General features: G+C 73.2%; 31 protein-coding genes and 1 pseudogene. 16 read left to right on the forward strand and 16 right to left on the reverse strand.

The genetic code is table 11. The features are described from left to right. The 3 genes and pseudogenes from ACIP5K_RS29995 to ACIP5K_RS30005 all read right to left on the reverse strand — a co-directional run. Positions 1-83 (reverse strand): annotated as a pseudogene (locus ACIP5K_RS29995) (electron transfer flavoprotein subunit beta); the annotation flags it as partial. A gap of 225 nt (positions 84-308) precedes the next feature. Further along, on the reverse strand, positions 309-815 hold the full coding sequence (locus ACIP5K_RS30000) for a flavin reductase family protein (protein ID WP_401414553.1): 507 nt from the start codon (positions 813-815) through the stop codon (positions 309-311). A gap of 218 nt (positions 816-1,033) precedes the next feature. After that, positions 1,034-1,381: a TlpA family protein disulfide reductase gene (locus ACIP5K_RS30005; RefSeq protein ID WP_401414555.1), complete on the reverse strand. Its 348-nt coding sequence runs from the start codon at positions 1,379-1,381 to the stop codon at positions 1,034-1,036. A gap of 210 nt (positions 1,382-1,591) precedes the next feature. On the opposite strand from ACIP5K_RS30005, the gene ACIP5K_RS30010 reads away from it, so the two are divergent. After that, positions 1,592-2,320: a lysophospholipid acyltransferase family protein gene (locus tag ACIP5K_RS30010; protein WP_401414557.1), complete on the forward strand. Its 729-nt coding sequence runs from the start codon at positions 1,592-1,594 to the stop codon at positions 2,318-2,320. A 55-nt stretch (positions 2,321-2,375) separates the two neighbouring features. Here the strand turns inward: ACIP5K_RS30010 and ACIP5K_RS30015 are convergent, their stop codons facing one another. From ACIP5K_RS30015 to ACIP5K_RS30050, 8 genes are all read right to left on the reverse strand, one after another. Continuing rightward, entirely contained in the window at positions 2,376-2,975 is a 600-nt protein-coding gene (locus ACIP5K_RS30015) for a transglutaminase family protein (protein WP_401414559.1), read from the reverse strand. Between the two features lie 72 nt (positions 2,976-3,047). After that, complete coding sequence (locus tag ACIP5K_RS30020) at positions 3,048-4,118, reverse strand: threonine aldolase family protein (protein ID WP_401414561.1); 1,071 nt, start codon at positions 4,116-4,118, stop codon at positions 3,048-3,050. Continuing rightward, the gene (locus ACIP5K_RS30025; protein ID WP_401414563.1) at positions 4,115-4,885 is read right to left on the reverse strand and encodes an SDR family NAD(P)-dependent oxidoreductase; all 771 of its coding nucleotides are present in this window, start codon (positions 4,883-4,885) and stop codon (positions 4,115-4,117) included. Before ACIP5K_RS30025 ends, ACIP5K_RS30020 begins: the two co-directional genes overlap by 4 nt. 26 nt (positions 4,886-4,911) lie before the next feature. Then, entirely contained in the window at positions 4,912-6,321 is a 1,410-nt protein-coding gene (locus ACIP5K_RS30030) for a DUF6421 family protein (protein ID WP_401414565.1), read from the reverse strand. A gap of 81 nt (positions 6,322-6,402) precedes the next feature. Further along, complete coding sequence (locus ACIP5K_RS30035) at positions 6,403-7,344, reverse strand: alpha/beta hydrolase (protein WP_401414844.1); 942 nt, start codon at positions 7,342-7,344, stop codon at positions 6,403-6,405. Positions 7,345-7,537: 193 nt separating this feature from the next. Next, positions 7,538-8,662: an LLM class flavin-dependent oxidoreductase gene (locus ACIP5K_RS30040; RefSeq protein ID WP_401414567.1), complete on the reverse strand. Its 1,125-nt coding sequence runs from the start codon at positions 8,660-8,662 to the stop codon at positions 7,538-7,540. Between the two features lie 145 nt (positions 8,663-8,807). Then, positions 8,808-9,806 carry a type I glyceraldehyde-3-phosphate dehydrogenase gene (gene gap, locus ACIP5K_RS30045; RefSeq protein ID WP_401414569.1) on the reverse strand — a complete coding sequence of 333 codons (999 nt, stop codon included), beginning with the start codon at positions 9,804-9,806 and terminating at the stop codon, positions 8,808-8,810. A gap of 473 nt (positions 9,807-10,279) precedes the next feature. Then, the gene (locus tag ACIP5K_RS30050; RefSeq protein ID WP_401414571.1) at positions 10,280-11,239 is read right to left on the reverse strand and encodes a GlxA family transcriptional regulator; all 960 of its coding nucleotides are present in this window, start codon (positions 11,237-11,239) and stop codon (positions 10,280-10,282) included. Between the two features lie 124 nt (positions 11,240-11,363). Here ACIP5K_RS30050 and ACIP5K_RS30055 point away from each other — a divergent pair, with 124 nt between their 5' ends. From ACIP5K_RS30055 to ACIP5K_RS30070, 4 genes are all read left to right on the forward strand, one after another. Further along, the gene (locus ACIP5K_RS30055) at positions 11,364-11,894 is read left to right on the forward strand and encodes an FABP family protein (RefSeq protein WP_401414573.1); all 531 of its coding nucleotides are present in this window, start codon (positions 11,364-11,366) and stop codon (positions 11,892-11,894) included. A 43-nt stretch (positions 11,895-11,937) separates the two neighbouring features. Beyond that, a complete protein-coding gene (locus tag ACIP5K_RS30060; protein WP_401414575.1) occupies positions 11,938-12,528 on the forward strand; it encodes a PadR family transcriptional regulator in 591 nt (196 codons plus the stop codon). Between the two features lie 74 nt (positions 12,529-12,602). Further along, a complete protein-coding gene (locus ACIP5K_RS30065; RefSeq protein WP_401414577.1) occupies positions 12,603-12,728 on the forward strand; it encodes a hypothetical protein in 126 nt (41 codons plus the stop codon). Positions 12,729-12,805: 77 nt separating this feature from the next. Further along, positions 12,806-13,489: a glycerophosphodiester phosphodiesterase gene (locus tag ACIP5K_RS30070; protein ID WP_401414579.1), complete on the forward strand. Its 684-nt coding sequence runs from the start codon at positions 12,806-12,808 to the stop codon at positions 13,487-13,489. 12 nt (positions 13,490-13,501) lie between these two features. Here the strand turns inward: ACIP5K_RS30070 and ACIP5K_RS30075 are convergent, their stop codons facing one another. After that, complete coding sequence (locus ACIP5K_RS30075) at positions 13,502-14,032, reverse strand: GNAT family N-acetyltransferase (protein WP_401414581.1); 531 nt, start codon at positions 14,030-14,032, stop codon at positions 13,502-13,504. Between the two features lie 80 nt (positions 14,033-14,112). Here ACIP5K_RS30075 and ACIP5K_RS30080 point away from each other — a divergent pair, with 80 nt between their 5' ends. Together ACIP5K_RS30080 and ACIP5K_RS30085 are read left to right on the forward strand one after the other, a co-directional pair. After that, complete coding sequence (locus ACIP5K_RS30080; RefSeq protein ID WP_401414583.1) at positions 14,113-14,505, forward strand: VOC family protein; 393 nt, start codon at positions 14,113-14,115, stop codon at positions 14,503-14,505. A gap of 213 nt (positions 14,506-14,718) precedes the next feature. Beyond that, the gene (locus ACIP5K_RS30085) at positions 14,719-16,161 is read left to right on the forward strand and encodes an NAD(P)/FAD-dependent oxidoreductase (RefSeq protein WP_401414585.1); all 1,443 of its coding nucleotides are present in this window, start codon (positions 14,719-14,721) and stop codon (positions 16,159-16,161) included. Positions 16,162-16,227: 66 nt separating this feature from the next. Here the strand turns inward: ACIP5K_RS30085 and ACIP5K_RS30090 are convergent, their stop codons facing one another. Continuing rightward, entirely contained in the window at positions 16,228-16,770 is a 543-nt protein-coding gene (locus tag ACIP5K_RS30090) for a MarR family winged helix-turn-helix transcriptional regulator (protein WP_401414587.1), read from the reverse strand. A 221-nt stretch (positions 16,771-16,991) separates the two neighbouring features. On the opposite strand from ACIP5K_RS30090, the gene ACIP5K_RS30095 reads away from it, so the two are divergent. The 5 genes from ACIP5K_RS30095 (at position 16,992) to ACIP5K_RS30115 (ending at position 20,349) form a co-directional block, all read left to right on the forward strand. Next, positions 16,992-17,630 (forward strand): DUF5134 domain-containing protein, encoded by a 639-nt coding sequence (locus ACIP5K_RS30095; RefSeq protein WP_401414589.1) that lies wholly within the window; start codon positions 16,992-16,994, stop codon positions 17,628-17,630. Between the two features lie 149 nt (positions 17,631-17,779). Next, positions 17,780-18,718: a M56 family metallopeptidase gene (locus ACIP5K_RS30100; protein WP_401414591.1), complete on the forward strand. Its 939-nt coding sequence runs from the start codon at positions 17,780-17,782 to the stop codon at positions 18,716-18,718. A gap of 88 nt (positions 18,719-18,806) precedes the next feature. Then, complete coding sequence (locus tag ACIP5K_RS30105; protein ID WP_401414593.1) at positions 18,807-19,508, forward strand: phosphatase PAP2 family protein; 702 nt, start codon at positions 18,807-18,809, stop codon at positions 19,506-19,508. Positions 19,509-19,558: 50 nt separating this feature from the next. Further along, the gene (locus ACIP5K_RS30110; RefSeq protein ID WP_401414595.1) at positions 19,559-20,140 is read left to right on the forward strand and encodes a winged helix-turn-helix domain-containing protein; all 582 of its coding nucleotides are present in this window, start codon (positions 19,559-19,561) and stop codon (positions 20,138-20,140) included. Continuing rightward, a complete protein-coding gene (locus ACIP5K_RS30115; RefSeq protein WP_401414597.1) occupies positions 20,137-20,349 on the forward strand; it encodes a hypothetical protein in 213 nt (70 codons plus the stop codon). Before ACIP5K_RS30110 ends, ACIP5K_RS30115 begins: the two co-directional genes overlap by 4 nt. Positions 20,350-20,398: 49 nt before the next feature. Here the strand turns inward: ACIP5K_RS30115 and ACIP5K_RS30120 are convergent, their stop codons facing one another. Beyond that, complete coding sequence (locus ACIP5K_RS30120) at positions 20,399-20,581, reverse strand: hypothetical protein (protein WP_401414599.1); 183 nt, start codon at positions 20,579-20,581, stop codon at positions 20,399-20,401. Positions 20,582-20,795: 214 nt separating this feature from the next. Here ACIP5K_RS30120 and ACIP5K_RS30125 point away from each other — a divergent pair, with 214 nt between their 5' ends. Further along, positions 20,796-21,008: a hypothetical protein gene (locus ACIP5K_RS30125; RefSeq protein ID WP_401414601.1), complete on the forward strand. Its 213-nt coding sequence runs from the start codon at positions 20,796-20,798 to the stop codon at positions 21,006-21,008. A 94-nt stretch (positions 21,009-21,102) separates the two neighbouring features. Here the strand turns inward: ACIP5K_RS30125 and ACIP5K_RS30130 are convergent, their stop codons facing one another. Beyond that, positions 21,103-21,300: an antitoxin gene (locus ACIP5K_RS30130; protein WP_401414603.1), complete on the reverse strand. Its 198-nt coding sequence runs from the start codon at positions 21,298-21,300 to the stop codon at positions 21,103-21,105. A gap of 207 nt (positions 21,301-21,507) precedes the next feature. Here ACIP5K_RS30130 and ACIP5K_RS30135 point away from each other — a divergent pair, with 207 nt between their 5' ends. From ACIP5K_RS30135 to ACIP5K_RS30145, 3 genes are all read left to right on the forward strand, one after another. Next, positions 21,508-21,816: a hypothetical protein gene (locus ACIP5K_RS30135; protein WP_401414605.1), complete on the forward strand. Its 309-nt coding sequence runs from the start codon at positions 21,508-21,510 to the stop codon at positions 21,814-21,816. 196 nt (positions 21,817-22,012) lie between these two features. Next, complete coding sequence (locus ACIP5K_RS30140; protein WP_401414607.1) at positions 22,013-22,396, forward strand: DUF6221 family protein; 384 nt, start codon at positions 22,013-22,015, stop codon at positions 22,394-22,396. Positions 22,397-22,610: 214 nt separating this feature from the next. Further along, positions 22,611-23,324, forward strand: coding sequence for a TetR/AcrR family transcriptional regulator (locus ACIP5K_RS30145; protein ID WP_401414609.1), 714 nt, complete (start codon positions 22,611-22,613; stop codon positions 23,322-23,324). Here the strand turns inward: ACIP5K_RS30145 and ACIP5K_RS30150 are convergent. Continuing rightward, positions 23,312-24,817 carry an LVIVD repeat-containing protein gene (locus tag ACIP5K_RS30150; RefSeq protein WP_401414611.1) on the reverse strand — a complete coding sequence of 502 codons (1,506 nt, stop codon included), beginning with the start codon at positions 24,815-24,817 and terminating at the stop codon, positions 23,312-23,314. The genes ACIP5K_RS30145 and ACIP5K_RS30150 overlap by 13 nt on opposite strands. Positions 24,818-24,892 lie beyond the last annotated feature (75 nt).

Below are 24,892 nucleotides of genomic sequence, written 5' to 3' on the forward strand. Positions count from 1 at the left end.
TCAACGGTCAGGTCATCGGCGAAATGCCGGTCGCCCGTGGCATCCGGCACATACTTCACGGTGACAACGATCCTCAAGCTCACGCCGGCTCTCCTACTGCAATCGTCTTTTACTGGGCGGCTGTGCTGCTGCGTCGGTAAACGCCTCGTACCAGGCAGCATAGGCGCCTGAAGCGGACTCTTCCGGTCGGGGCGGCCCGCGCTCCGATCGAAATATTACTCGTCAGTACACCCATATCGTGCCCACTGAGCAAGCGCTTTGAACTGTGACGTTGCCAACGCTCCGTAACCGCCCGGAGCTGGGAACTCTCAGTCGCGCAGCGCGTTGAAGCGGCCCTGGTGGTAGAGGAGCGGGCGGCCCGCTCCGGGCAGGTCCCCGCAGACGGCCTCGGCGAGCACGATGCGGTGGTCGCCCGCGGGCACCCGGGCGATCACCTTGCAGACCAGCCAGGCCAGCACGCCGTCGAGGACCGGAACGCCCTCGGGCCCCTCGGTCCAGCGGGTGGGGGCGCCGAAGCGGTCGGCCCCGCTGCGCGCGAAGGTCCCCGCGAGGTCGGCCTGGTCCTCGCCGAGTATGTGCACGCCGACGTGGCCGGCCTCGGCGACGGTGGGCCAGCTGGAGGCGCCCACGCCGATGCCGAAGGAGATCACGGGCGGTTGGGCGGAGACGGAGGTGAGGGAGGTCGCGGTGAAGCCGACGGGCGCGCCGCCCGCCGCCGTGATCACCGCGACGCCCGCGGCGTGCTGCCGGAAGACGGAGCGGAGGAGGTCGGGGCCGGCCGGCAGGGCGGTGCGAAGGTCCGGGGTGACCGTCATGGAACTGTCCTTCTGCGGGAGAGTGCGAGCGGGGTCCGGGGCTGCGTCAGAAGACACGACAACGAGCGCTCGCACAGCGCGCGAGATCGACGTGGACCCGCTGGTGGAGAAGGAGTTCCGGCGGCATAAGGTCAGACTGACGATACGTGGCGCGCGCAGTCAAGTGCGTACCGTCATCTGGGAGATGCGTCACCCCGGCACCACCGTGGGTGAGGGCGTCACACCGCCGCGCCGAGCGCGGCGATGACGTCCGCCTTGCGCGGCTGGCCCGCCGCGCGGCGCACCTCGCGGCCGCGGGCGTCGAGGACCAGGACCGTGGGCGTCTTCACCACGCCGACGGCGCGGACGAGGTCGAGCCTGGCCTCGGCGTCGATCTCGACGTGCGAGACACCGGGGACCAGCGCGGCGACCTCGCCGAGCACGCGCCGGGTGGCCCGGCAGGGCGCGCAGAAGGCGCTGGAGAACTGGACGAGCGTCGCGCGCTCCCCCAGCTCCGCACCCAACTGCCGGGCACCGAGCGTCACTTCGCTCACGGTCACTCCTGTCCTCCTTTGTCCGTCGTTCATCCCTCGTCCCGGGTACAGCGCTCAAACGTCTCCGCGCATTCCGGCCAACGTGACCAGGATCTCGCGCGACGCCGGAACCAGGACTGGCCACCCGGCCGTTCTTGGGGCACGATCTGCGCAAGCCGCAATACCTACGGCTCCGTAACTTAACGCCGGGAACCGTCCCACCCAGCACGTTCCCCAGGCACTTCAGAAGGGTCCTCCCCCTCCATGGCAGAGCTCGTCTACCGTCCGGTCATCGGCGCCGCGAAAACGATGTTCAAGGCGCTCGACCTGAAGATCGACTGCAAGGGCTCGGAGAACATTCCGCGCTCGGGCGGAGCCGTCCTGGTCAGCAATCACATCAGCTACCTGGACTTCATCTTCGACGGCCTCGCCGCGCTGCCGCAGAAGCGTCTGGTCCGGTTCATGGCGAAGGAGTCGGTGTTCCGGCACAAGATCTCCGGTCCGCTGATGCGCAGCATGAAGCACATCCCCGTGGACCGTTCGCAGGGTGAGCACGCGTACCAGCACGCGTTGCAGTCGCTGCGCGCGGGCGAGGTCGTCGGGGTGTTCCCGGAGGCGACGATCTCGGAGTCGTTCACGCTGAAGAGCTTCAAGACGGGTGCGGTGCGGCTGGCGCAGGAGGCCGGGGTGCCGCTGATCCCGATGGCGCTGTGGGGCACGCAGCGGGTCTGGACGAAGGGGCGTCCGCGCAACTTCAAGCGGCAGCACATCCCGGTCACGATCCGGGTGGGCGAGGCCATGGAGGCGCCGTCCGACCAGTACGCGGGCGCGATCACGCGCCGTCTGCGCAGCCGGGTGCAGGAGTTGCTCGAAGCGGCGCAGCGGGCCTATCCGGTGCGCCCCAAGGGTCCGCACGACACGTGGTGGATGCCGGCGCATCTGGGTGGCACCGCCCCGACCCCCGAAGAGGTCAAGGCCGCCGAGGCGGGCTGAGCCGGACGACGGGCCGAACGCGCCGGGCACGGCGGCCGGTTCGGCCCTCTTCGCGTCACGGGGCGAGCGCGTCGGGAAGGCTCTCCCAGAGACGCGGGCGGTCCGGGGCGGCGCGCAGCGCGTCGAGCACCGCGGGATGCGGCGCGTCGAAGAGCCACGGGTAGTCCGCCTCGCCCGCCCCCGGATCGGGCACCCACGCCAGCCGCTCCCCCGTCAGGGAGAACCGGGCGTCGACCCCCGGCTTGTTCCCCCGGCAGTCCTGCCGGTGCCAGGCGCCGCGGAACCGCACGGCGACGAGGCCGTGCACGCACCAGCCCGTCCCCGCGTCGTGGGTGAGCCGCTGGTAGCAGAGCGCCGCGGGGATGTCCTCGGCGCGCAGCAGAGCCGTCAGGGCGTGCGCCTTCGCGTGGCAGATGCCGGTGCCCTGGTCCAGGACGTCGGAGGCCCGCCAGGTGACGCGCGGGTCGCCGCTGTCGGCGGAGTGCGGGATCGCGTCCCGTACGTGCTCGTACGCGGCGCGCGCGTACGCGTAGGAGTCGACGGACCCCTTGGCGAGGCGCGCGGCCGTCTCCCGGATCAGCGGATGATGATGGTCGACGACGTCGTCCGCCGCCAGATAGGCGGAGAGGTCGGGATTCTGCTGGATCAGCTGCATGGCACGCGAGCATAAGGACGCGGCCGACCGCCGGTCAATACTTTTACGGTCGACCGCATACTTATGCGATTGCTAACGGGCCATCTCTTCCTTGAGGGCCGCGACGAACCCGTCGACGTCCTCCTCGCGGGTGTCGAAGGCGCACATCCAGCGGACGTCACCGGCCGACTCGTCCCAGAAGTAGAAGCGGTAGTGCTTCATCAGGCGCTCGGCGACGTCGTGCGGGAGGCGGGCGAAGACGCCGTTGGCCTGCACGGGGTGCAGGATCTCCACGCCGTGCACCGCGCGCACGCCCTCGGCGAGGCGCTGGGCCATCTCGTTGGCGTGCCGGGCGTTGCGCAGCCACAGGTCCTTGGCGAACAGGGCCTCCAACTGCACCGACACGAAACGCATCTTGGAGGCGAGCTGCATGGACAGCTTGCGCAGGTGCTTCATGTGGCGCACGGCGTCCTGGTTGACGACGACCACGGCCTCGCCGAAGACCGCGCCGTTCTTGGTGCCGCCGAGGGACAGGATGTCGACGCCCACGGCGTTGGTGAACGTCCGCATCGGGACGTCCAGGGACGCCGCCGCGTTGGCTATCCGGGAGCCGTCGAGGTGCACCGTCATGCCGTGCTGGTGGGCGTGGTCGCAGATCGCGCGGATCTCCCCGGGCGTGTACAGCGTGCCCAGTTCGGTGGACTGGGTGATCGAGACGACCTGCGGCATCGCGCGGTGCTCGTCGTCCCAGCCGTACGCCTGCCGGTCGATGAGGTCGGGGGTGAGCTTGCCGTCCGGGGTGGGGACGGTGAGCAGCTTCAGGCCGCCCATGCGCTCGGGGGCGCCGCCCTCGTCGACGTTGATGTGCGCGGACTCGGCGCAGATCACCGCGCCCCAGCGGTCGGTGACCGCCTGGAGCGCGACGACGTTGGCCCCCGTGCCGTTGAAGACCGGGAAGGCTTCGGCGGTCGGGCCGAAGTGGCTGCGGATGATCTGCTGGAGATGCGCCGTGTAGTCGTCCTCGCCGTACGCGACCTGGTGCCCGCCGTTGGCGAGGGCGAGCGCCGCCAGCACCTCGGGGTGGGTGCCCGCGTAGTTGTCGCTGGCGAATCCCCTGGTGGTGGGGTCGTGATGGCGGCGGGCGTCGGTCTTCGGAGGGTTCACGGCTTCTCGGTCAGCCACAGACGGGTCCCGTTCACTTCGGCGGCGGGCCGGTCCCAGACGCCGGCGATGGCCTCGGCCAGCTCCTCGACGTCCGTGAAGCCCGCGAACTTCGCGTTGGGGCGCTCCGCGCGCATCGCGTCGTGCACCAGCGCCTTCACCACCAGGATGGCAGCCGCCTGGCGCGGTCCGGCATCGCCCCCGGCCTTGCGGAACGCGTCACCGAGGGCGAGCGTCCAGGCCTCGGCGGCGGCCTTGGAGGCGGCGTACGCGGCGTTCCCGGCGGTCGGCCTGCTGGCGCCCGCCGCGCTGATCAGGAGGTAGCGCCCGCGCGCCGAGCGGCCGAGGGCCTCCTGGAAGGCGAGCGAGGTGTGCTGCACGGTGCGGATCAGCAGCTTCTCGAGCAGGTCCCAGTCGGCGAGGTCGGTCTCGGCGAAGGAGGCGCTGCCGCGCCAGCCGCCGACGAGGTGGACCACGCCGTCGACCTGGCCGAAGTCCTTCTCCACGCGCTCCGCCCACGCACGGGTGGCCCGCAGGTCGAGGAGGTCGACGGTGTCGCCGACGACGGTGGCGCCGCCGTGCGCGTACCGCGCCTCGTCGACGGCCTCGGCCAGCCGCTCGGGGTCCGCGTCGGCGCCGATGACGGTGGCGCCGGCCTCGGCGAGCCGCTTGAGCGCGGCGCGGCCGGCGGGTCCGGCCGCCCCGGCGACCGCGATCACGGCGCCGTCCAGCGTGTCCTTGGCGGTGACATCGGTGGGGGTGTCGGTCATGACAGTCGCCTCCTGTACGGGGTCGCTCACGCGGCCACCTGCTCGGCGCCGGCCGCGGTGATGCCCTTCGTCGAGGCGATCACGGTTTTCAGCTTCTTCGAGAGGGCCTCATAGAACATGCTCAGCGGAAACTCGTCGGGAAGCACGTCGTCCACGAGCTTGCGCGGCGGGAGCGAGACGTCCAGGGCGTCGGGGCCCTTGGCCCAGCGCGAGCCCGGGTGCGGGGCGAGATAGGTGGAGACCAGGTCGTAGGCGGCGAACCAGTGCACGAGCTTGGGGCGGTCGATGCCGTCGCGGTAGAGCTGCTCGATCTCGCCGCACAGCCGGTTCGTCACCTCGGGGGCGCGCTGCCAGTCGATGTGCAGCTTGTTGTCCGTCCAGCGCACCACGTCGTGCTTGTGCAGGTACGCGAAGAGGAGCTGGCCGCCCAGACCGTCGTAGTTGCGCACGCGCTCGCCGGTGACGGGGAAGCGGAACATCCGGTCGAAGAGGACCGCGTACTGCACGTCGCGCCCCTGCGTGACGCCGTCCGCCTCCAGCTTCACCGCCTCCTTGAAGGCCGTGAGGTCGCAGCGCAGCTCTTCGAGCCCGTACATCCAGAACGGCTGCCGCTGCTTGATCATGAACGGGTCGAAGGGCAGGTCGCCGTGGCTGTGGGTGCGGTCGTGGACCATGTCCCACAGGACGAACGCCTGCTGGCAGCGGTCCTGGTCGCCGACCATCTGCTGGATGTCGGCGGGCAGTTCGAGGCCCAGGATGCCGACGGCGGCCTCCGTGACGCGGCGGAAGCGGGCCGCCTCGCGGTCGCAGAAGATGCCGCCCCACGAGAACCGCTCGGGGGCCTCGCGCACGGCGATGGTCTCCGGGAAGAGCACCGCCGAGTTCGTGTCGTAGCCCGAGGTGAAGTCCTCGAAGGTGATGCCGCAGAAGAGGGGGTTGTCGTAACGGGTCGCCTCCAGCTCGGCGAGCCAGTCCGGCCAGACCATCTTGAGGACGACGGCCTCCAGATTCCGGTCCGGATTGCCGTTCTGCGTGTACATCGGGAAGACCACCAGGTGCTGGAGGCCGTCCCGGCGCTGCGCGGCGGGCTGGAAGGCGAGGAGGGAGTCCAGGAAGTCGGGCACGGCGAAGCCGCCGTCGGCCCAGCGGCGCAGGTCCCCCACGAGCGCGTCCAGGTACGCGGCGTCGTGCGGGAGGAGCGGGGCGAGCCGACCGACCGCCGTCGCGACCCGGTCGACGGCCCGCTCGGCGTCGGCCGCCGACGGCGCGCCCTCGGCGCCGAGATCGATGGACCCGTCCTTGTCCTGCCAGGTCCTGATCTCCTCGACGGCGTCCTTGAGCACGGGCCAGGCCGGGTGCTCCACCACCCTGTCGCCCTGCCCCTGGACCGGAGGAAGCGTCTCCCCCATGGCCTTCTGCACAAGAATTTCCGTCATCTCTCATCCTCCACGGGAGAACCTCGCGTATGGACACCGTATGCATGCAAGGTTCTCTGCCACAAGAGGAGACTCGGGAAATTATCCTGCCCGACCCCCTGCATCACCGTCGTTTTTCCTGTCGCGACCGCTTGAAACGATGATCTCGACCACATCCGCGAGGGCGGTGCGGGCGTCGTCGAGCAGTTCGGGGAAGCCGAAGAAGCCGTGGAACATGCCCGGGAAGCGGCTCTCGGTGACCGGGACCCCGGCGTCCCGCAGGGCGCGCGCGTACGCCAGCCCCTCGTCGCACAGGGGGTCGCAGCCCGCCGTGACGACGTGCGCGGGCGGCAGCCCGGTGAGGTCCTCGGCGAGCAGCGGGGAGACACGGGGGTCGGCCGGGTCGCCGTCGGGGCCGAGGTACTGCTCGCGGAACCAGGCGCAGTGCGTGGCGGTGAGGAAGTAGCCGTCGGCGTTGGTGTCGAACGAGCCGGTCTTCTGCCGGGCGTCGGTCGCCGGGTAGACGAGGAGCTGGCGGGCGATGGCGGGGCCGCCCTCGTCCCGGGCGATCTGGGCGACGACCGCCGCGAGGTTCCCGCCCGCGCTGTCCCCGGCGACGCTCAGCGCCGCCGGGTCCGCGCCGAGTCCGGCGGCGTGGTCGGCGACCCAGCGCACGGCGGCGTACGCGTCCTCGACGGCGGCGGGGAACCGGTGCTCGGGCGCGAGCCGGTAGTCCACGGACACCACCACGGCCCCCGCGTCGCGGCACAGGGCGCGGGCGGTGGAGTCGTGGCTGTCGAGGCCGCAGACGACCCAGCCGCCGCCGTGGAAGAAGACGACGACCGGGCGCGGACCGGCGTCGCCCTCCGGCCGGTAGATCCGTACGGGGACGGGCGGGCCGTCGGCGGCGCCCGGTATCTCCCGGTCCTCGACGCCGCCCACGACGGGCGGGGGGAACGGCGCCGCCGGTGCGGCCGCGAGGATCCTGCGGGCTTCGGCGGCGTCGGTGACGGCGCCGCCGATGTCGGGGAAGAGGGCGGTCATCGCGTCCACGAGCGGTCGGGCTTCGGGGGCGAGGCGGTCCGGGGTGGTCACGGGGGCTCCTTCGGGGTGGGCGGCGGTGGGCGGGCGCCGGCGCGGGCGGCACCCGGGTGGTCCGGCGGGTCCCCCGCACCCTGAGGGCGCGGGACGGGCCACGGGCTCGGTCCGGGCGACGGCTCGGTACGGCCTCCTGCCCCTATCCCCGTCGCCGGAAGTGCGGAATCACTGTCTCTCCCCATTGCCGCAATGTCTCCAGGCAGGCCGACTGCGGCACGGTGCCCATCTGGATCAGGCACATGACCTCGTCGGCGCCGGCGTCGCGGAGGCGTTCGACGTGGGCGATGGCGTCCGCCGCCGTCCCGTAGGCGTGGTCGGCGCGGAAGGTGGCGGTGGCGTTCGGGCGGACCGGGATGTGCTGTTCGTGAAGGCGGGCCACGACCTGCTCGGCGGCCCTGCGCATCTCGGCGGCCTCGTCGGCGCCCTCCACGACGGCCTCGTCGGGGATCCCCGCACCGCCGTACCAGTGCCCGATGGACTGGGCGAAGAAGCGCTGGCCGCGCACGCCGACGGCCCGGGCCGCCTCCCGGTCGTCGAGGACGATCGTGGGGCACAGCACCGCGAAGTGGTCGTTGACCACGGAGGAGACCAGGCGCTCGCCGGTCCTGGCCGCCCGCGCCGCGTCGTAGGCCCGGCGCATGTCGGCGATCGACTCCGGCCCGGCGAAGCCCATCACCAGGGCGCCCACGCCGAGTTCGGCCGCCTGGCGCAGGGTCTCGGTGCGGCTGCACGCCAGGAAGAGCGGTGGGTGCGGGGTCTGCGCGGGGCGCGGCAGGATCGGGTGCGGGTCGATGTCGAGGAGCGGGCCGTGGTGCTCCAGCTCGTCCTTCTCCCACGCCTTGCCGATGATGCGCAGCGCCTCCTCGACCTCCTCGGTCGTGCGGTCCGGGTCGACACCGCACAGCGAGGTCTCCTGCCGGGTGCCGCCCCGGCCGGCGCCGAGGTCGAGCCGCCCGCCCGACAACAGGTCGAGCGTGGCGGCGCGTTCGGCGACACGCGCGGGGTGGTTGAAGCGGAACGGCATGCACACCACGCCGTGCCCGACGCGGATGCGGGAGGTGCGGGCCGCGACCCAGGTCAGGAAGATCTCCGGCGCCGACATGTGGGCGTACCACTTGAGGGAGTGGTGCTCCACCGCCCAGATCCGGTCGAAGCCCATCTCCTCGGCGAGGACGGCCTGTTCGACGCAGTCGTGGAAGAGCCGGTGCTCGCGGTCGACCGTGGGGTCGGCGAGCTGTGCCTCGAAGATGACGGAGAACTTCACTGTTCCTCCCGGGGGTCGAGCCGTGTCGGTGGAGCGTCGTCTCCCTATGACTGAAAGGTATATGACGAAGTGTCAGACAAGGGAAGGGGCGGGAGCGGGCGGAGTTCCTCCGCCCGGTGTCCCGCCCGGGGTGTGGCTCGGCGTGTCAGCCGGCGGCGAGCAGGTTCAGCGTGTCGACGACGCGGTTCGAGAAGCCCCACTCGTTGTCGTACCAGGCGACCACCTTGACGTGGCGGCCGTCGACGCGCGTCAGGGCGGCGTCGAAGACGGACGACGCGGGGTTGCCCACGATGTCGGACGAGACCAGCGGCTCCTCGGTGTACTCGAGGACCCCGGCGAGCGGGCCCTCGGCGGCGGTGCGGTAGGCGGCGAGGACGTCGTCGCGGGTCACGTCGCGGGCGACCGTCGTGTTGAGCTCGACGATCGAGCCGACCGGGACGGGCACGCGGATCGAGTCGCCGGACAGCTTGCCGTCCAGGCTCGGCAGGACGAGGCCGATCGCCTTGGCGGCGCCGGTCGTGGTCGGCGCGATGTTGACGGCGGCCGCGCGGGCCCGGCGGGCGTCGCGGTGCGGGCCGTCCTGGAGGTTCTGCTCCTGCGTGTAGGCGTGCACGGTCGTCATGAAGCCGTGCTCGATGCCGGCGAGGTCGTCGAGGACGGCCGCGAGCGGCGCCAGGGCGTTCGTGGTGCAGGAGGCGTTCGAGACGATCGTGTGCAGGGCCGCGTCGTAGGAGTCGCTGTTCACCCCGTAGGCCAGCGTGATGTCGGCGCCGTCCGACGGGGCGCTGACCAGGACCTTCTTCGCGCCCGCGTCGAGGTGGGCGCGGGCCGCCGTCGCCGAGGTGAAGCGGCCGGTGGACTCCAGGACGATGTCGATGTCGAGCTCGGCCCAGGGCAGCCGGGCGGGCTCCCGCTCGGCGAGCACCTTGATGCGGCGGCCGTCGACGACGAGCGCGTCCCCGTCGGCGGACACCGGGCGGCCGAGCCGGCCCGCCGTCGAGTCGTAGGCGAGCAGCCGGGCGAGCGCGGTGGGCTCGGTGAGGTCGTTGACGGCGACGACCTCCAGGTCCGAGTCGCGCTCCAGGAGCGCGCGCAGGACGTTGCGTCCGATGCGGCCGAATCCGTTGATGGCGATGCGGGTCATGCGGGTGACTCCCGTCGGTCCGACGGGGCCGGGGCGTGCGGGACGTCCGGCCCGTCCGGGGTGGGGTGCTGGGGTCGCGGCCCGCCCGGCGCCCTTCGGCGGCCGGTCGCGTTCCGCCCGTCCAGCGGGAACACCACCAGAGTCGCTCGCCGCGGGCACCGGCGACAGCGGCGGGAATGCCAAGGTCCGCAAGGATCCCGCCACGCCCGTCCGCGCGGTCCGCCGGGCTCTCCGAGGGGCTGTCGCGGGCACGATGAGGGGCCGTCGCGGGGCGGTGCGGGGCTGTCGCGGGGCGGTGCGGGGCTGTCGCAAGGCTGTCGCCGGACCGGGCGCAGGACCGTTGCGGAGCCACCGCCCGACCGCCCCAGAGCCGCCACGGGGCTGCCCAACGGCACGGGCTAGTCACGGACTGCCGCCCGCAGGGGGCTGGTCGGCGAGGGGGGCCTGAGGGTTGGCCCGGGACGCCCGGAGGGCTATTCGCCGCGGGCGAACGTGCGCCGGTACTCGGTCGGCGTGGTGCCCAGGATGCGCTGGAAGTGCAGCCTGAGATTGGCCCCCGTGCCCAGGCCGGCATCGGCGGCGATCTGCTCGACGGCCAGCTGGGAGCGTTCGAGGAGTTCGCGGGCCAGGTCGATGCGGGCCCGCATCACCCACTGCATCGGGGTGTACCCGGTGTCCTCGACGAAGCGCCGGGAGAACGTGCGCTCCGACACCGCCGCGTGCCGCGCGAGGACCTGGAGCGTCAGCGGGTCGCCGAGGCGGCTCAGCGCCCATTCCCGGGTGGCGGCGAACCGTTCGCCGAGCGGCTCGGGCACGCTGCGCGGCACGTACTGGGCCTGGCCGCCACTGCGGTAGGGGGCGGCGACCAGCCGCCGGGCCGCGTGGTTGGCGGCGGCCACGCCGAGGTCGGCGCGCAGGATGTGCAGGCACAGGTCGATGCCGGAGGCGGCGCCCGCCGAGGTCAGCACGGAGCCCTCGTCGACGAAGAGGACGTTCTCGTCGACCCGGACCCGCGGGTACTGCTCGGCGAGCGCCTGCGTGTAGTGCCAGTGGGTCGTGGCCCGGCGCCCGTCGAGCAGGCCCGTCGCGGCGAGCGCGAAGGCGCCCGTGGAGATCGCGGCGAGCCGGGCGCCCCGGGTGTGGGCGGCGCGCAGCGCGGCGACGACGGCCGGGGGCGGCGCCTCCCGGTCCGGGAACCGGTATCCGGGCACGAACACGATGTCCGCCCACTCCAGCGCCTCCGGACCGTGGGCGACGGCGTAGGATAGGCCGTCACCGCCGGTGACGAGACCGGGCGCGGGACCGCACACCCGCACCTCGTACGGCATGCTCGCGCGGGTCGTGAAGACCTGGGCGGGAATCCCCACGTCCAGGGGTTTCGCCCCGTCGAGGACGAGGACGGCGACGCGGTGGCGGCGGGCGGAGTCGGACACCCGTCCGAGATTACGGGTCGTGCCCGGCCCGCCGGGCGGGAGCGCGCCGCACCGCCCGGCGGGCCTGCCCTAGGCTGGGCCCCGCTTTCGTCCCCGTCGCCCGACCCCGCACCTGGAGTTCGCCGTGCCCGACGCCGTCCCCGCCTACCCGTACGCCGAGCAGCCGCAGGAGGCGCACCCGCTGCTCGCCCCGGTGCTCGGCCTGCTCGGCACGTGGCGCGGGCGGGGCCGCGGCGGCTATCCGACGCTGGACGGCGACTTCACGTACGCGCAGGAGGTCGCCTTCGGCCACGACGGGCGTCCCTTCCTGCACTACACGGCCCGCGCCTGGCTGATCGACGCGGACGACGCGCCGTTGCGGCCCGCCGCCCGCGAGAGCGGCTGGTGGCGGCTCCAGCCCGACGGCCGCGTCGAGGCCCTGATCACGCAGCCGACCGGCATCGCGGAGATCATGGCGGGCACGGCGGACGGCACGGCGGTCGCGCTGGCCACCGAGGACGTGGCGCTCACGCCGACCGCGAAGGAGGTCACCGCGACCACCCGCCGGTACACGCTCACCGAGGGCGGCACCCTCGACTTCGTGCACGAACTCGCCGCGGTGGGCCGGCCGTTGCAGCACCACCTGACGGCCCGGCTGCACCGCGCCGCACCCTAGGGCCCCTTGCGCCCGGGCCCCCCGCGAACTTCAATGCGGACGCATGCCCACACCTCGCCTCCCGCAGACCGCCTGGGCCGTGCTCGGCCTGCTCTCCTTCCCGGGCGAGCGGACCGGGTACGAGCTGAAGAAGTGGGCGGACTCCTCCCTGCGGTTCTTCTACGGAGCGCCCGCGTTCAGCCAGATCTACGCGGAGCTGCGCCGGCTCGAAGGGCTCGGCTACGTCACCTCACGGCGCTCGGGGCCCGACGAGCCCCGGGCGAAGCGGGCGTACGCGATCACCGGGGAGGGGCGGGCCGCGCTGGCCGCGTGGGCGGCGGGCACCGACGCCCCGGGCGCCGTGTCGCTCAAGCACCCGGTGCTGCTGCGGGTCTGGCTGGGACACCTCGCCGAGCCGGAGCGGCTGCGCGCGCTCGTCGCCGAGCACGTCGCGCACACCGAGCGGGAGCTGAAGGGCGTACGGGAGGCGCTCGCGCGGGCGGACGGGGTGGAGGCGTGGGCGCATCCGCAGATCGCGCTGCGCTGGAGCGAGCGCCGGCTGGAGGCCGAAGGAGAGCTGGCGCGGGGCATGTTGGCGGATCTGGCGGCGCTCGGCCCCGGTCAACCCGCGCCGGACCCGCCCACGTGCGGGTGACCTGGCCGGGCCGCGCGGCGGCCGGACGGTAGGACGGTCGGCGACCCCGTCCCGCACCACCAGGAGCGCCCGCCGTGAGCACCCGAGCCGTCCTCGTCGCCGCCCTCGTCACCGGACTGATCCTCGGGATCGCGGGAACCCGGCACGGCGACTCCGGGCACCCGGGGCGCACCGGGCAGGTCGCGGAGTCCGGCCGTTAGGCTGCGGCTGGGAGAGCCGTCACCTGGGTACGTAAGCGCGTGACAGCAGAGCCGCCGTCGACGGAAGCGAGACCGCCTTGAACTTCCTCACCATCGGGCATCGCGGAGCGATGGGTGTCGAACCCGAGAACACCCTGCGATCCTTCGTCGCCGCCGAACGGGCGGGCCTCGACCTCATCGAGCTCGACCTGCACCTGAGCAAGGACGGCGCGCTCGTCGTCATGCACGACGCCGACGTGGACCGCACGACGGACGGCAGCGGCCCGATCGCCGAGCAGACCCTCGCCGAGCTGCGCACGCTCGACGCGGGGCGCGGTGAGCGCGTCCCGGTCTTCGAGGAGGTCCTGGACGCGGTGAGCGCCCCGCTCCAGGCCGAGATCAAGACGGTGACGGCGGCCCGGGCGCTCGCCGAGGTGATGCTGCGCCGCGACCTGGTGCACCGGGTCGAGGTGATCTCCTTCCACGACGAGGCGGTCGCGGAGATCGCCCGGCTGGTGCCCGGGGTGCGGACCGCTCTCGTCGCGAGCCGCTACGGCACCGACGTCGTCCAGCGGGCGGTGGCCGTCGGCGCCACGACCCTCGTGCTGAACATCCGCCGGCTCACCCAGGAGATCGTCGAGCACGCCCGCAAGGCCGACCTGAGGATCATCGGCTGGGTCGTGAACACCCAGGACGACCTGCGCCTCGTACGGGCGCTCGGGCTGGACGGCGCGACCACCGACTATCCGGAGATCAAGCGCACGGGCCGGTTCACCGCGTAGCCCCGGCGCGGCTCAGACCAGCGGCTTGACCAGCAGCTCGAACTGGAGGTCGGGGCGCTGGGGCACGCCGAAGCGCTCGTCGCCGTACGGGAAGGGGGTCATCCGTCCCGTGCGGCGGTAGCCGCGGCGCTCGTACCAGGCGATGAGCTCGTCGCGTACGGAGATCACCGTCATGTGCATCTCGCGCACGCCCCACGCCGCGCGCGCCCGGCGCTCGGCCTCCGCGATGATCTGCTTGCCGAGGCCCGCGCCCTGGAGGGCGGGGCTGACGGCGAACATGCCGAAGTAGGCGGCGGTGTCCCGGTGCTCCAGCTGGCAGCAGGCGACGAGCGTGCCGTCGCGCTCCACGGTGAGCAGCCTGCTGTCCGGGTCCTTGACGACCGCGAGCACGCCCTCGGGGTCGGTGCGCTGCCCCTGGAGGATGTCCGCCTCCGTGGTCCAGCCGGCCCGGCTGGCGTCCCCCCGGTAGGCCGACTCGATGAGTGCCACGAGCGCGTCGGCGTCCTCGGGAACGGCATCACGGTAGGTCAGGGGGGCGGTCATGGGGGACTCTCCGATTCTCGTACGGGTGCGGGCCGGTCGGCGCCGTCGAGGTTAACCCGGGCGCACTACTGTGCGTCGGCATGGTTCATGTACTGAGCAGCAGGGTTCTGGTCCGGCCGGTCGATCCGGAGCGGTCGCGGTGGTTCTACGGCGATGCGCTGGGGCTCGCCGTGTACCGGGAGTTCGGCACCGGCCCGGAGCGGGGCACGGTGTACTTCCTCGGCGGCGGCTTCCTGGAGGTGTCGGGGCGGGCCGAGGAGGCGCCGGTGCCGCATCTGCGGCTGTGGCTCCAGGTCGCGGACGTGCGGGCCGCGCACGAGGAGCTGACGGCGGCCGGGGTGCACGTGCTGCGCGAGCCGGTGCGCGAGCCGTGGGGGCTGGTCGAGATGTGGATCGCGGATCCGGACGGGCACCGCGTCGTCCTCGTGGAGGTGCCGGCGGATCATCCGATCCGGTACCGGCCGGGGATCTAGGGGCCGCCGCGTGCCGCCGCCGGCGCGCCGTCCTCCGAACGGCGCAAGCGACGGCCCGCCCCCGTCCGGAATGTGGGCACCGGCCGGGGGCGCTGACGTGCGGCGATCCGGGTCAGGCCGGAGGATGGCGCTGATCCGGGGATTCGGCGGCGCCGATCCGGATAGACGCAACACCGGCACGGCCCTCGCAGTCCAGTCCAGGAGAAAGCCGAGATGACCGCTCCCCGGAACACGAACGCCTCCCGTCCCTCGCATGTCCCGCGGATCCTGATCGTCGGCGGCGGTTTCGCCGGGATGGAGTGCGCGCACAAGCTGGAGAAGGAGCTGAAGCCCGGCGAGGCCGTGCTGAAGCTCATCAGTCCGATGGACCACCAGCTGTATCTGCCGCTCCTGCCGCACGTCGCGTCCGGGGTGCTGACCCCGCAGTCGGTCGCCGTCCCGCTGCGCCGGATGCTGCGGCGCACCGCGATCCTGCCGGGCGGCGCGGTCGGCGTCGACCCGAAGGCGAAGGCCGTCGTCGTACGGAAGATCAACGGCGAGGAGATCGTCGAGCACTACGACCACCTGGTCCTGACGCCCGGCAGTGTCACCCGCCAGTTCGACATCCCGGGCGTCGACGAGCACGCGGTGGGCGTGAAGACCCTCGCGGAGGCGGCCTGGATCCGCGACCACGTGATCTCCCAGCTGGACCTCGCCGCCGCCAGTTCCGACCCGGCCGAGCGCGCGGCGCGCCTCCAGTTCGTGGTCGTGGGCGGCGGCTACGCGGGCACGGAGACGGCCGCGTACCTCCAGCGGCTGACGACGTCCGCCGTGAAGCGGTATCCGGGGCTCGACCCCGAGGACATCAAGTGGCACCTGGTCGACGTCGCCCCGAAGCTCATGCCCGAGCTGGGCGACCGGCTCGGCGACAAGGCCATGGCGATCCTCCAGCGGCGCGGGCTGCACGTCTCGCTCGGGGTGTCCGTCGCGAAGGCCACCGAGAGCACGGTGACGCTGACGGACGGCCGGGAGCTGCCCTGCCACACGCTGATCTGGACGGCCGGCGTCGCGCCGAGCCCGCTGGTCGCCACGCTCGGCGCGGAGACGAACCGGGGGCGGCTCGTGGTGACGCCCCGGCTGACGGTGCCGGGGCTCGACGGTGTCTTCGCGCTCGGTGACGCCGCGGCCGTGCCCGACCTCGCCAAGGGCGGCGACGCGATCTGCCCGCCGACCGCGCAGCACGCGATGCGGCAGGGCTGGGCGGCGGCCCGCAATGTGCTCGCGGCGGTGCGCGGCACCCCGCTGGCGCCGTACCGGCACAAGGACCTCGGGCTCGTGGTCGACCTGGGCGGCATCCAGGCCGTGTCGAAGCCCATGGGGGTCCAGCTGACCGGGCTGCCCGCCCAGGTCGTCGCGCGCGGCTACCACCTGGGGGCGCTGCGGACGCTGACGGCCCGGTTCCGCACGGCGGCGAACTGGGGGCTGAACGCGGTCGCCGGCGACGACTTCGTCCGCACCGGGTTCCAGCGGCACCGGCCCGCCACGCTGAAGGACTTCGAGATGACGGACGCGTACCTGTCGCCGGAGGAGATCCACGCGGCGGTCAGCGCGCAGGTCGCGGGGCGGGCGATGACGCCGCAGCGGCCCGACCTGCCGATCGCGCAGCTCCCCGAGTAGCCGCGGCCCGGCGGCGGCGCGGGCCCCTCGGGGTTCCCCCGCCGCGCCGGGCCCGCCGCGCCGCGCTCAGGCCCGGCCGCCGCCCAGCCGGCCCTCTAGCTGGAGCAGCAGTTCGCCGAGCAGCGCGGCGAGTTCGTTCTCGCGGCCGCCCGCGAGTCCCGCCAGCACCGACGCCTCGTAGGCGAGCTGGCGCGGCAGCACCTCGTCGACGAGGGCGCGCCCCTCGTCGGTCAGGCTGAGCTGTGAGACGCGCCGGTCGCGCGTGTCGGGGCGGCGGGCGACGAAGCCGCGTTCCTGGAGCAGCTTCAGCCGCTTGGTGACGGCGGCGCCGGACGCGAACGTCTCCCGGGCCAGATCGCCGGGGGTCAGTTCGCGTCCCGTGCGCCGCAGGGTGCCGAGCAGGTCGAACTCGGGGCGGGTGAGCCCGGCGCGCCGCAGCGGGGCGTCCTCGGCCTGCTGGAGCAGCGCGGCGCAGCGGTTGATCCGGCCGATGATCTCCATCGGGGCGGTGTCGACGTCGGGGCGCACGGCCTGCCACTGCCGTACGACCGACGACACGGTGTCGGCCACCGCGTGCGGCTGCGCGTCCGCGCCCTGCTCCGTGCTCATGCTTGCCCGACCTGCCCTTTCGACGGTCCCGACGGCTTCGTGCGCCGTCGGTACCCCCAGTGTCGCCGATCCGTGCCGCATGAGTGTTTCACCTGCAAAACACCGCGTGTGCTCCCCTGCGCCGCCTTAAGCCCCCGCGCACCGGGGCATCCCCTCGACAGCGGCACGAATACCGCGGACAAGCGCGGGCCATGGGCAGTAGAGGGCAAGGGGGACCCGGGGTGCACGGATCGCTGTCGGCCGCCTGGCTGCTCGTCGCGCTGTGCGCGGCGACCGGCGCGTACTGTCTGCTGCGTCTGCGCAGCGGCGTGGAGGAGCAGCGCCGCACGGCGGGCGGCGAGGCGCTGATGGGCTTCGGCATGGCGCTGATGGCGGTGCCCGCCGCGGTCCTCGCGCCGCCGCGCTGGGCCTGGCTGCTGTACGCCGTGGTGTTCGGCGGGGCGGCCCTGCGGGCGCTGTGGACGTCCCGCGCGGCGCCCGGGCATCACCTGCACCACCTCGTGGGGACGTTCGCGATGGCGTACATGGCGCTGGCGATGGCGCTGCGACCGGAGGCGCACGCCCATCACGGGGGCACGGGCGCGCCGGTGCTGACCGGGCTGCTCCTCGTGTACTTCGCCGGGTACGTCCTGTGGACGGGCGCCCGGCTGGTCCCGCCGGTCCCGGTCCCGGGGGGTGCCGTCCCCGGCGGTGTCGTCTCCGGTGGTGCCGTCCGCGGTGGTTCGTCCGGCGGCGCGGTGCCGGGGCGCACGGCACCGGGCGGTCCGGTGCCCGGCGGCTGGGGCGACCGGCCGGAACTGGCGCGGGCCTGCCGGCTGTCCATGGGGATCGGGATGCTGGCGATGCTGCTGGCCATGTGACGCCCGGGGAGCCGGCGCGCACCGACTCCGCGCGCCCCCTCCGGGACCCACCTGCGGAGCCCCGCGCGCGGCCGAACGAAACCGTGGCGTACATCACTTGACGCCTCAGGCCGTATCGGGCGTCGCGTGCGCCTCATAGGGTGACGCCCATGACGGTCCCCGTAGCGCTGTTGCTGCTCGGCACCCTCGCCGCTGTCGTCGCCCCGCGTCTCCTCGCCCGCGCCGACTGGCCCGAGCGGGAGCCGATCGTCGCGCTGTGGGTGTGGCAGTGCGTGGTGGCGGGCGTCCTGCTGTGCTGCGCCCTGTCGATGACGCTCAGCGCGGCCGCCGCCTGGAAGGCCGTGCGCGGGCACGTGTTCGCCCCGGCGCCGCACTCGGTCGTGGCGGCCTACGGGCCCGGCGGCACCGGCCCCTGGGCGGGCGCCGTCGCCGTGACGCTGGCGCTCGGCGGCGCCTGGACGGCGGCGATGCTGGTGCGCGAGGTGCACCGGGCGCGGGCGCGCAAGGCCCGGCGCCGGGCCGAACTGCTGGTGCGCGCGCCGCTGTTGCCCGGCGAGGAGCCCGGCGCTGACCGGCTCGTCGTCCTGGAGGGCGAGCGGCCCGACGCCTGGTGGCTGCCCGGACAGACGCCCCAACTGGTCATCACCACGGCCGCGTTGCGTCGCCTGAAGGGCCGTCAGCTCGACGCGGTGCTCGCCCACGAGATGGGCCACGCGCAGTGGCGGCACGACTGGCTGCTGCACTGCTCGGGCGCCCTGGCGTCCGGCTTCCCGCAGGTGCCGGTGTTCGCGGCCTTCCGCGACGAGATGCACCGGCTGGTCGAGCTGGCCGCGGACGATGTGGCCTCGCGCCGCTTCGGCCGGCTGACGATCGCGCTGGCCCTGGTCGAACTCAACGAGGACCGCGGGGTGTTCTCGGGGCCCTGCCCGACGCCGCAGGCGCACGTGCCGCAGCGGGTGCACCGGCTGCTCGCGCCGCAGTCCCGGCTGACCCCGGCCCGCCGCCTGCGCCTGACGGCGGCGGCGGCGCTCGTCCCGCTGGTCCCGCTGCTGGTGACGTTCGTGCCGGGGCTGCGGGCCCTGGGGTAGAGCGCGGCGGCCCGGGCCGCCGCGCAGGGGGACGGCGCGGGCCGCGTCGGGCTGGATCGGGCCCCGCCGCATGAGCGAGGATCGGCGCATGCACCCGGCACCGCCCGCCTCCCCGTCCGAAGCCACGCCTGCGACCCGGGGCCCGTCCGCGGCGCGCGGGCCGCTGCTCCTGCTCACCCTGCTGCTCTTCGCGCTGCTCCTGGCCCTGGTGGCGGCCCGCTGGAACCCGCTGATGGACGGGGACGCGGACCTCTCCGCCGCACTGCACCGGCGGGCCGTCGCCGAACCGGGCGTCACCCGGGCCCACCGCATCCTGTCGGACTGGGTCTGGGACCCCTGGACGATGCGCGCCCTGTGCGCCTTGGTCGTCGTCGCCCTGGTGTGGCGGCGCCGCGACCCGGTGCTCGCCGCATGGCTGGCGGTGACCTGCCTGCTCGGCACGCTGCTGCAACAGGCCCTCAAGGCGCTGGTCGACCGGCCGCGCCCGGTGTGGCCCGACCCGGTGGACTCCGCGCACTACGCGGCGTTCCCGTCGGGGCACGCGATGACGGCCACCGTCGTGTGCGGGCTGCTGCTGTGGCTGCTGCGCCGCAGCGGCACGGGCGGCGCGTGGTGGTGGACGGCCCTCGCCCTCTCCGTCGTCTCGGTGCTCGGCGTCGGCCTCACGCGGTTGTGGCTCGGGGTGCACTGGCCGTCGGACGTGGCGGGCGGCTGGCTGCTCGGGGCGTTCACGGTGCTGCTGTCCACGGCCGCGTACGAACGCCGGAAGGCCACCCGAGCGCAGTCCTGAGGGATCCGCCTCCCTTGTAAAGATATCTTTAGAAAGCTATCTTTAGATGCATGGAGGAACCCGTCGCACCGCAGCGCACCATCCACCTCGAAGACCCCCGCGCCCTGCGCGCCTACGCCCATCCGACCCGGATGAAGCTGGTCGGCCTGTTGCGCGTCGAGGGCCCGTTCACGGCCACCCGGGCCGCGGAGCTGACCGGCGAGTCCGTCGCCAGCTGCTCGTACCACCTGCGCATGCTCGCCAAGTACGGCCTGGTCGAGGAGGCGGAGAGCGACGGCGGACGGGACAAGCCGTGGCGGGCGACGGCTCATTACACCGACTGGCAGGGCGTCGAGGGCGAGGCCGCCGAGGCGCTGAGCACCACGATGGCGCAGCGCTACGTCGAGACGATGACGCACGCCCTGCGGACCCGGGGGCGGTTGACGCCCGCCTGGCGCGAGGCGGAGCAGTTCGGCGACGACGTGCTGTATCTGACGGCGGCCGAACTCGTCGATCTCACCCGGCGGTTCAAAGAACTGATGGAGCCCTACGAGGACCGGTTCGACGACCCCGCCAGGCGCCCGGAGGGCGCGCAGCCGGTGACGATGCTGCGCGTGGCGTTCCGCGACCGCCGAGAGGGGACGCCCTCATGAGCCAGCCCGCCCTGCACGAGTACGTCCACGCGGCCCGCGCCGCCGACCTGCGCGCCGAGGCCCGCGCCCACCGGCTGCGCCGGGAGGCCGCCGCCGGGCGCGGGGCGCGCGGGGTGGCGCCGGTGCGCCACCGGGTCGGCTGGCTGCTGATCGAGACGGGCCTGCGGTTCCTGCGCCCGCCGGCCCTGCCCCGCCCGGCGGGGAGGTGAGGACCCGCCCGCCACCGGTGTGGATCCGCCGTCGGAGGCGGGCGGGCGTCTAGTCGGCCTGCTGCTCGCCGGAGCGGTGCGGCCAGGAGGTGTGGGTGTACGCGTGCAGGTGGTCACGCTCGTGACCCGGTGCGAGGGTGCACCGCAGGGAGTCCCCCGGTTTGCGGATGAAGCAGAGGCCTGGGATGACGGTCCAGTCCTCCTTGTTCTGGGATCGCGCCGACGTGCTCATGCCTGTCTTACGCCCCCGCTCGGCGTGCCGGATGCACTGTTCACTCGCCAGATCGCCTTTCGTGAGGTGGCCGCCGCCGGGGGCACAGGAGTGCGAAACCCGGGGCGGGGCAGGAGGGGATCATGAAGGCTCCGGTCGTCCCCGCTGCCGCCGGCAGCCCGGCGGGCCGGTGCGTGGAGTCGCGGAAGGGCCACTGACCATTCACCCTGGACCTATGCTCAGCGCCCCGATAGTCGTCCATCCGCCGCTCGGTACCGGCGGCCGGCGGGTCACCGCGCGCGGACGGATCCTCGGCCTGGCCCACAGCGACGGCGACGTCCTGGAGTTCCTGCGGCGCGCGGGGCTCGACCACGCCGAGGCGCTGCTCGACGATCCCGCCTGGGTGAAGTGGCGCGGCGGGCGCGCGCACCACTACGAAGCGGCCTGACCGCACGCGGCGGCCCGAACGCCGGTGGCCCCGCCGTCGACACGGCGGGGCCACCGGGCACGGTCCGGCTCACGGAGGGATCAGGAGTCCGGCGTCATGACTGCGGCGGCGGCCCGTCCTGGTTCCGGTCGCCGCCCAGCTGCTCCTTGAGCTTGTCCTGGGCCGTGTCGACCTGGCTGCTGTACTTGCCCTGGGTCTTGCCGTCGACGAAGTCACCCGCCTTGTCGACGCCCTTGCCGGCTTGGTCCTCGTGCCCCTTGAGCATCTGCTTGAGCTTGTCCATCACGGACATGGTCGGCCTCCTAGGTTCGAGTCCTGGAACCAGGATGCGGTGGGGCCGCCCGTGCCGCATCCTGGGCCGCGCACCTGGGTGAGGGCGACGCCGAGCACCGAGACGACGGAGAGGGCGTGGGCCGCCCGGCACGCCGACCGCGCCCGGAGCGCCTCGATTCCCGCCGTTCCCCCGTGGGCCGCCCTCGCGGATCGCTACCTTGATTCCATGCCGAGCAACGACAGTCCCCGCCTGATCCCGACCGGTAGCTGCTGGTGCGGATGCGGGCGTGCGGTGGGTGCCGGACGGTTCTTCGCCCCGGGGCACGACAAGATCGCCGAGGCCGCGCTCATCGCCCTCGCATACGAGGGAAGCGTCCCGCACTTCCTGCACGCCCACGGGTACGGGCCGCACCGCTCCGTCACCGAGGACGCGGTGGAGAGGAAGGACTGGGTCGAGTGCGACCGGTGCACGACGCGGCCCGGCTACCGGGGCGCGCCCGCCAGCGTCGCGAACCACCGGCGCAAGTACCACTGACCCCGGCACCGCCCCCGTGACGGGGAGCGGCCCGCACCGCAGGGGGCGGCAGCGGGGTGCCCGAGATCGATGTCGCGTTTCGGGGCGGGTGCGCGGCCCGTGTTCCGCTCGTGCCTACGATGAGTCCGTGACCAAGGGAACCCCCCGGGACACAGCCCCGCTCCGGCGTCAGCGGCAAGCCCCCAGGAGTCGAACGATGGACGACCTCGCGCGATGGCTCACTCTTCAGCTCGACGCGGACACCGGCCGGGCGAGCGGCTGGCACGCTCTGGACTGCGACATCCACGCGCACCTCGAAGGCGACGCGGAGTCCGTGAAGGCGACCATGTCGATGTTCCACGAAGCGCCCGGCGCGGTCTGCGACTGCGGGATCCCGGCCCGGATGCTGCGCGAGATCGAGGTGAAGCGGCAGCTGCTCGCCCTGCACCGCCCGGTCGAGGACGCCGACGAGCCGCGGGAGCGCTGCGCCGAGTGCGGGGCGGGCCGCGGGAACGAGCCGGGCCACCCGTGCGCCACGCTCCGGCTCCAGGCCGCGGTGTACGACCAGCGCCCCGGCTACCGGGAGGGGTGGCGGCCGTGAGACCCCCGGGGCGGGACGTGTCCGCCGACCGGGCGACCCCGGCTCCGGGCGGCGCCGACACCGCCCGGAGCCGGTTCGCGGAACCGGCCGTACTCGGACGATCCCCCGCGGAGCCCGAATACGGCCGGTCCACCTCTGCGCGCCGCGGCCTTGAGGCCGGGCCCGGATGCGCTGAGTATAGTTGGCTGAGAGCCAGTCAACGCAGGAGTTAAGAATGTCCCCCCGCAGCGCATCGGTCAATGAGGAGTTGCGCCGGCGTTCCCGGGAGCGGATCCTCCAGGCGACGCTGGAGCTGGTCGGGGAGCGGGGGTACGACGCGACGACGCTCGGCGCCATCGCGGACCGGGCCGGTTCCGCCCGGGGCCTGGTCTCGTACTACTTCCCCGGCAAGCGGCACCTGCTCCAGTCCGCCGTGCACCGGCTGATGAACCGGACGCTCCAGGAGGCCCTGGAGCGGGAGCCGCGCCCGGCCGACGACGACGGGGACGAGCGGCTGGCCCGGGCCGTCGACGCGATTCTCGGGCTCGCCCGCGATCAGCCCGTGCTGATGCGCACGCACATGGCCGGGATCCTCCAGGCCGAGGGGTTCGTGCAGTGCCCGGAGCAGCAGCGGCTCGCGGCGCTGCTGCGCGACACCGTCACCCGGCACGGGACGCTGGACGTCGACCGGGACTATCCGCTGCTGCGCGCCCTGCTGATGGGCGCCGTCTTCGCCGCGCTGGTGCCGGGCGCGCCGATGCCGGTGCGGACGCTGCGGGCCGAGCTGTTCCAGCGCTACGGACTGGGGTGGGAGGCGGGCTTCCCGCCGGACGGCGGTCACCAGGACCTGCCGTCCGACGAGAGTCCCGCGCACGGCCGGGCGGCCGATTTCTCCCGCTACTTCGAGCCGCTGTCGCCGCTCGCGGCGGAGCGGGATCAGTCGAAGTAGTCCGGCTGCGTCTGGGTGTTGAGCTCGTCCAGCCGGACCCGCCGGGCCGGATCCGTGCGCCGGTCGCTGAGCTTCAGGACGTCGAAGCCCTTCACGATGTCGTTGGAGTAGATGTAGCCGTTGTAGTAGTACGCGGACCAGGAGCCGCCGACGGTGAGGGTGTCGGTGGTCAGCGGGCCCCGCTCGAAGTAGGCGATCTCCTTGGGCCGGGTGGAGTCGGTGAAGTCCCAGACCGAGACGCCGCCCTGGTACCAGGCCTGCACCATGAGGTCCTTGCCCTTGACCGGGATCAGTGAGCCGTTGTGCGCGACGCAGTTCTCGGTGTCGGCCTGGTGGCGCGGGATCTTGTAGTAGCCCCGGAAGACGAGCCGGCTCCTGTCGCCCTTGCCGACGATGTCGTAGATGCCGTCGGCGCCCCGGTTCGGTCCGACGGTCGCGTTGCAGGTGGCCGCCCCGCCGCCGCCGAGTTCGTCGGTGAAGACGACCTTCTTCGCGGTCTGGTTGAAGGTCGCCGAGTGCCAGAACGCGAAGTTGACGTTGTCCTGGACCCGGTCGACGACCTTCGGCCGCTCGGGGTCCTTGATGGAGAACAGGATGCCGTCACCCATGCAGGCGCCGGCCGCCAGGTCCTTGGCGGGCAGGACCGTGATGTCGTGGCAGCCGGTGGTCTTGGAGACGCCGGGGTTGGTGGGCGCGCCCGGGTTGCCGCCGCCGTCGGGCCCCTCGCCGGGGAAGAGGACGGGGAAGCCGACCAGGGCCGCCTTCTGCGGGGCCTTGCGCGGCACCTTGATGACGGAGATGCCGTCGTGCGGCGGCTGGCAGTCGGGGAACGAGGCGCTGGGCGAGTACGAGGAGACGTACACGTAGACGTTCTTCTTCTCCGGCACCAGTGTGTGGGTGTGCGAGCCGCACGCGGTCTCGACGGCGGCGACGTACCGGGGGTTCCGCTTGTCGCTGATGTCGAAGACCTTCATGCCCTCCCAGGACGACTTCTCGGTCGCGGGCTGGGTGGTGGAGGCGCAGGAGTTGTCGCTGCGGGAGCTGTCCGTGGACAGGAAGAGCAGGTTCCCGGAGACGGAGATGTCGTTCTGGGAGCCGGGACACAGGACCTGCGCGACGGTCTTCGGCGCCTTCGGGTCGCTGATGTCGAAGATGCGGAAGCCGTCGTAGTTGCCGGCGAAGGCGTACCGGCCCTGGAAGGCCAGGTCCGAATTGAAGCCGGGCAGCGCGTCCTTGGGGATGTTGGTGAGGTGCTCGATGTTGGCGGAGTGGGCGACCTCGTCCTGGCCGGGTGTCTCACCGGCGGCTATCGCCGCCTCGGCCTGTGCCTGCGCGCTCTTCGAGATGCCGCGCGGTGCGGTGGAGCGGTCCCCCGGGTCGGGGGTCGCCGACGCGGGCCCGGCGGCGAGCAGGGCCGCCAGGAGTCCGGCGGCGGCCGTGGCGGCTCCGAGGCGTCTTGCGCGCGTTCGGGCGAAGCTGTGCAACAGGGTCACTGTCGTCTCCCTCGTCTCCCTCGTCGATGGTGGTGTCGTTCGTTCGCGAACGGTTCACCCATCCCCCGAGTATCG

The organism is Streptomyces sp. NPDC088785 (assembly GCF_044750685.1).
Classification (GTDB): domain Bacteria; phylum Actinomycetota; class Actinomycetes; order Streptomycetales; family Streptomycetaceae; genus Streptomyces.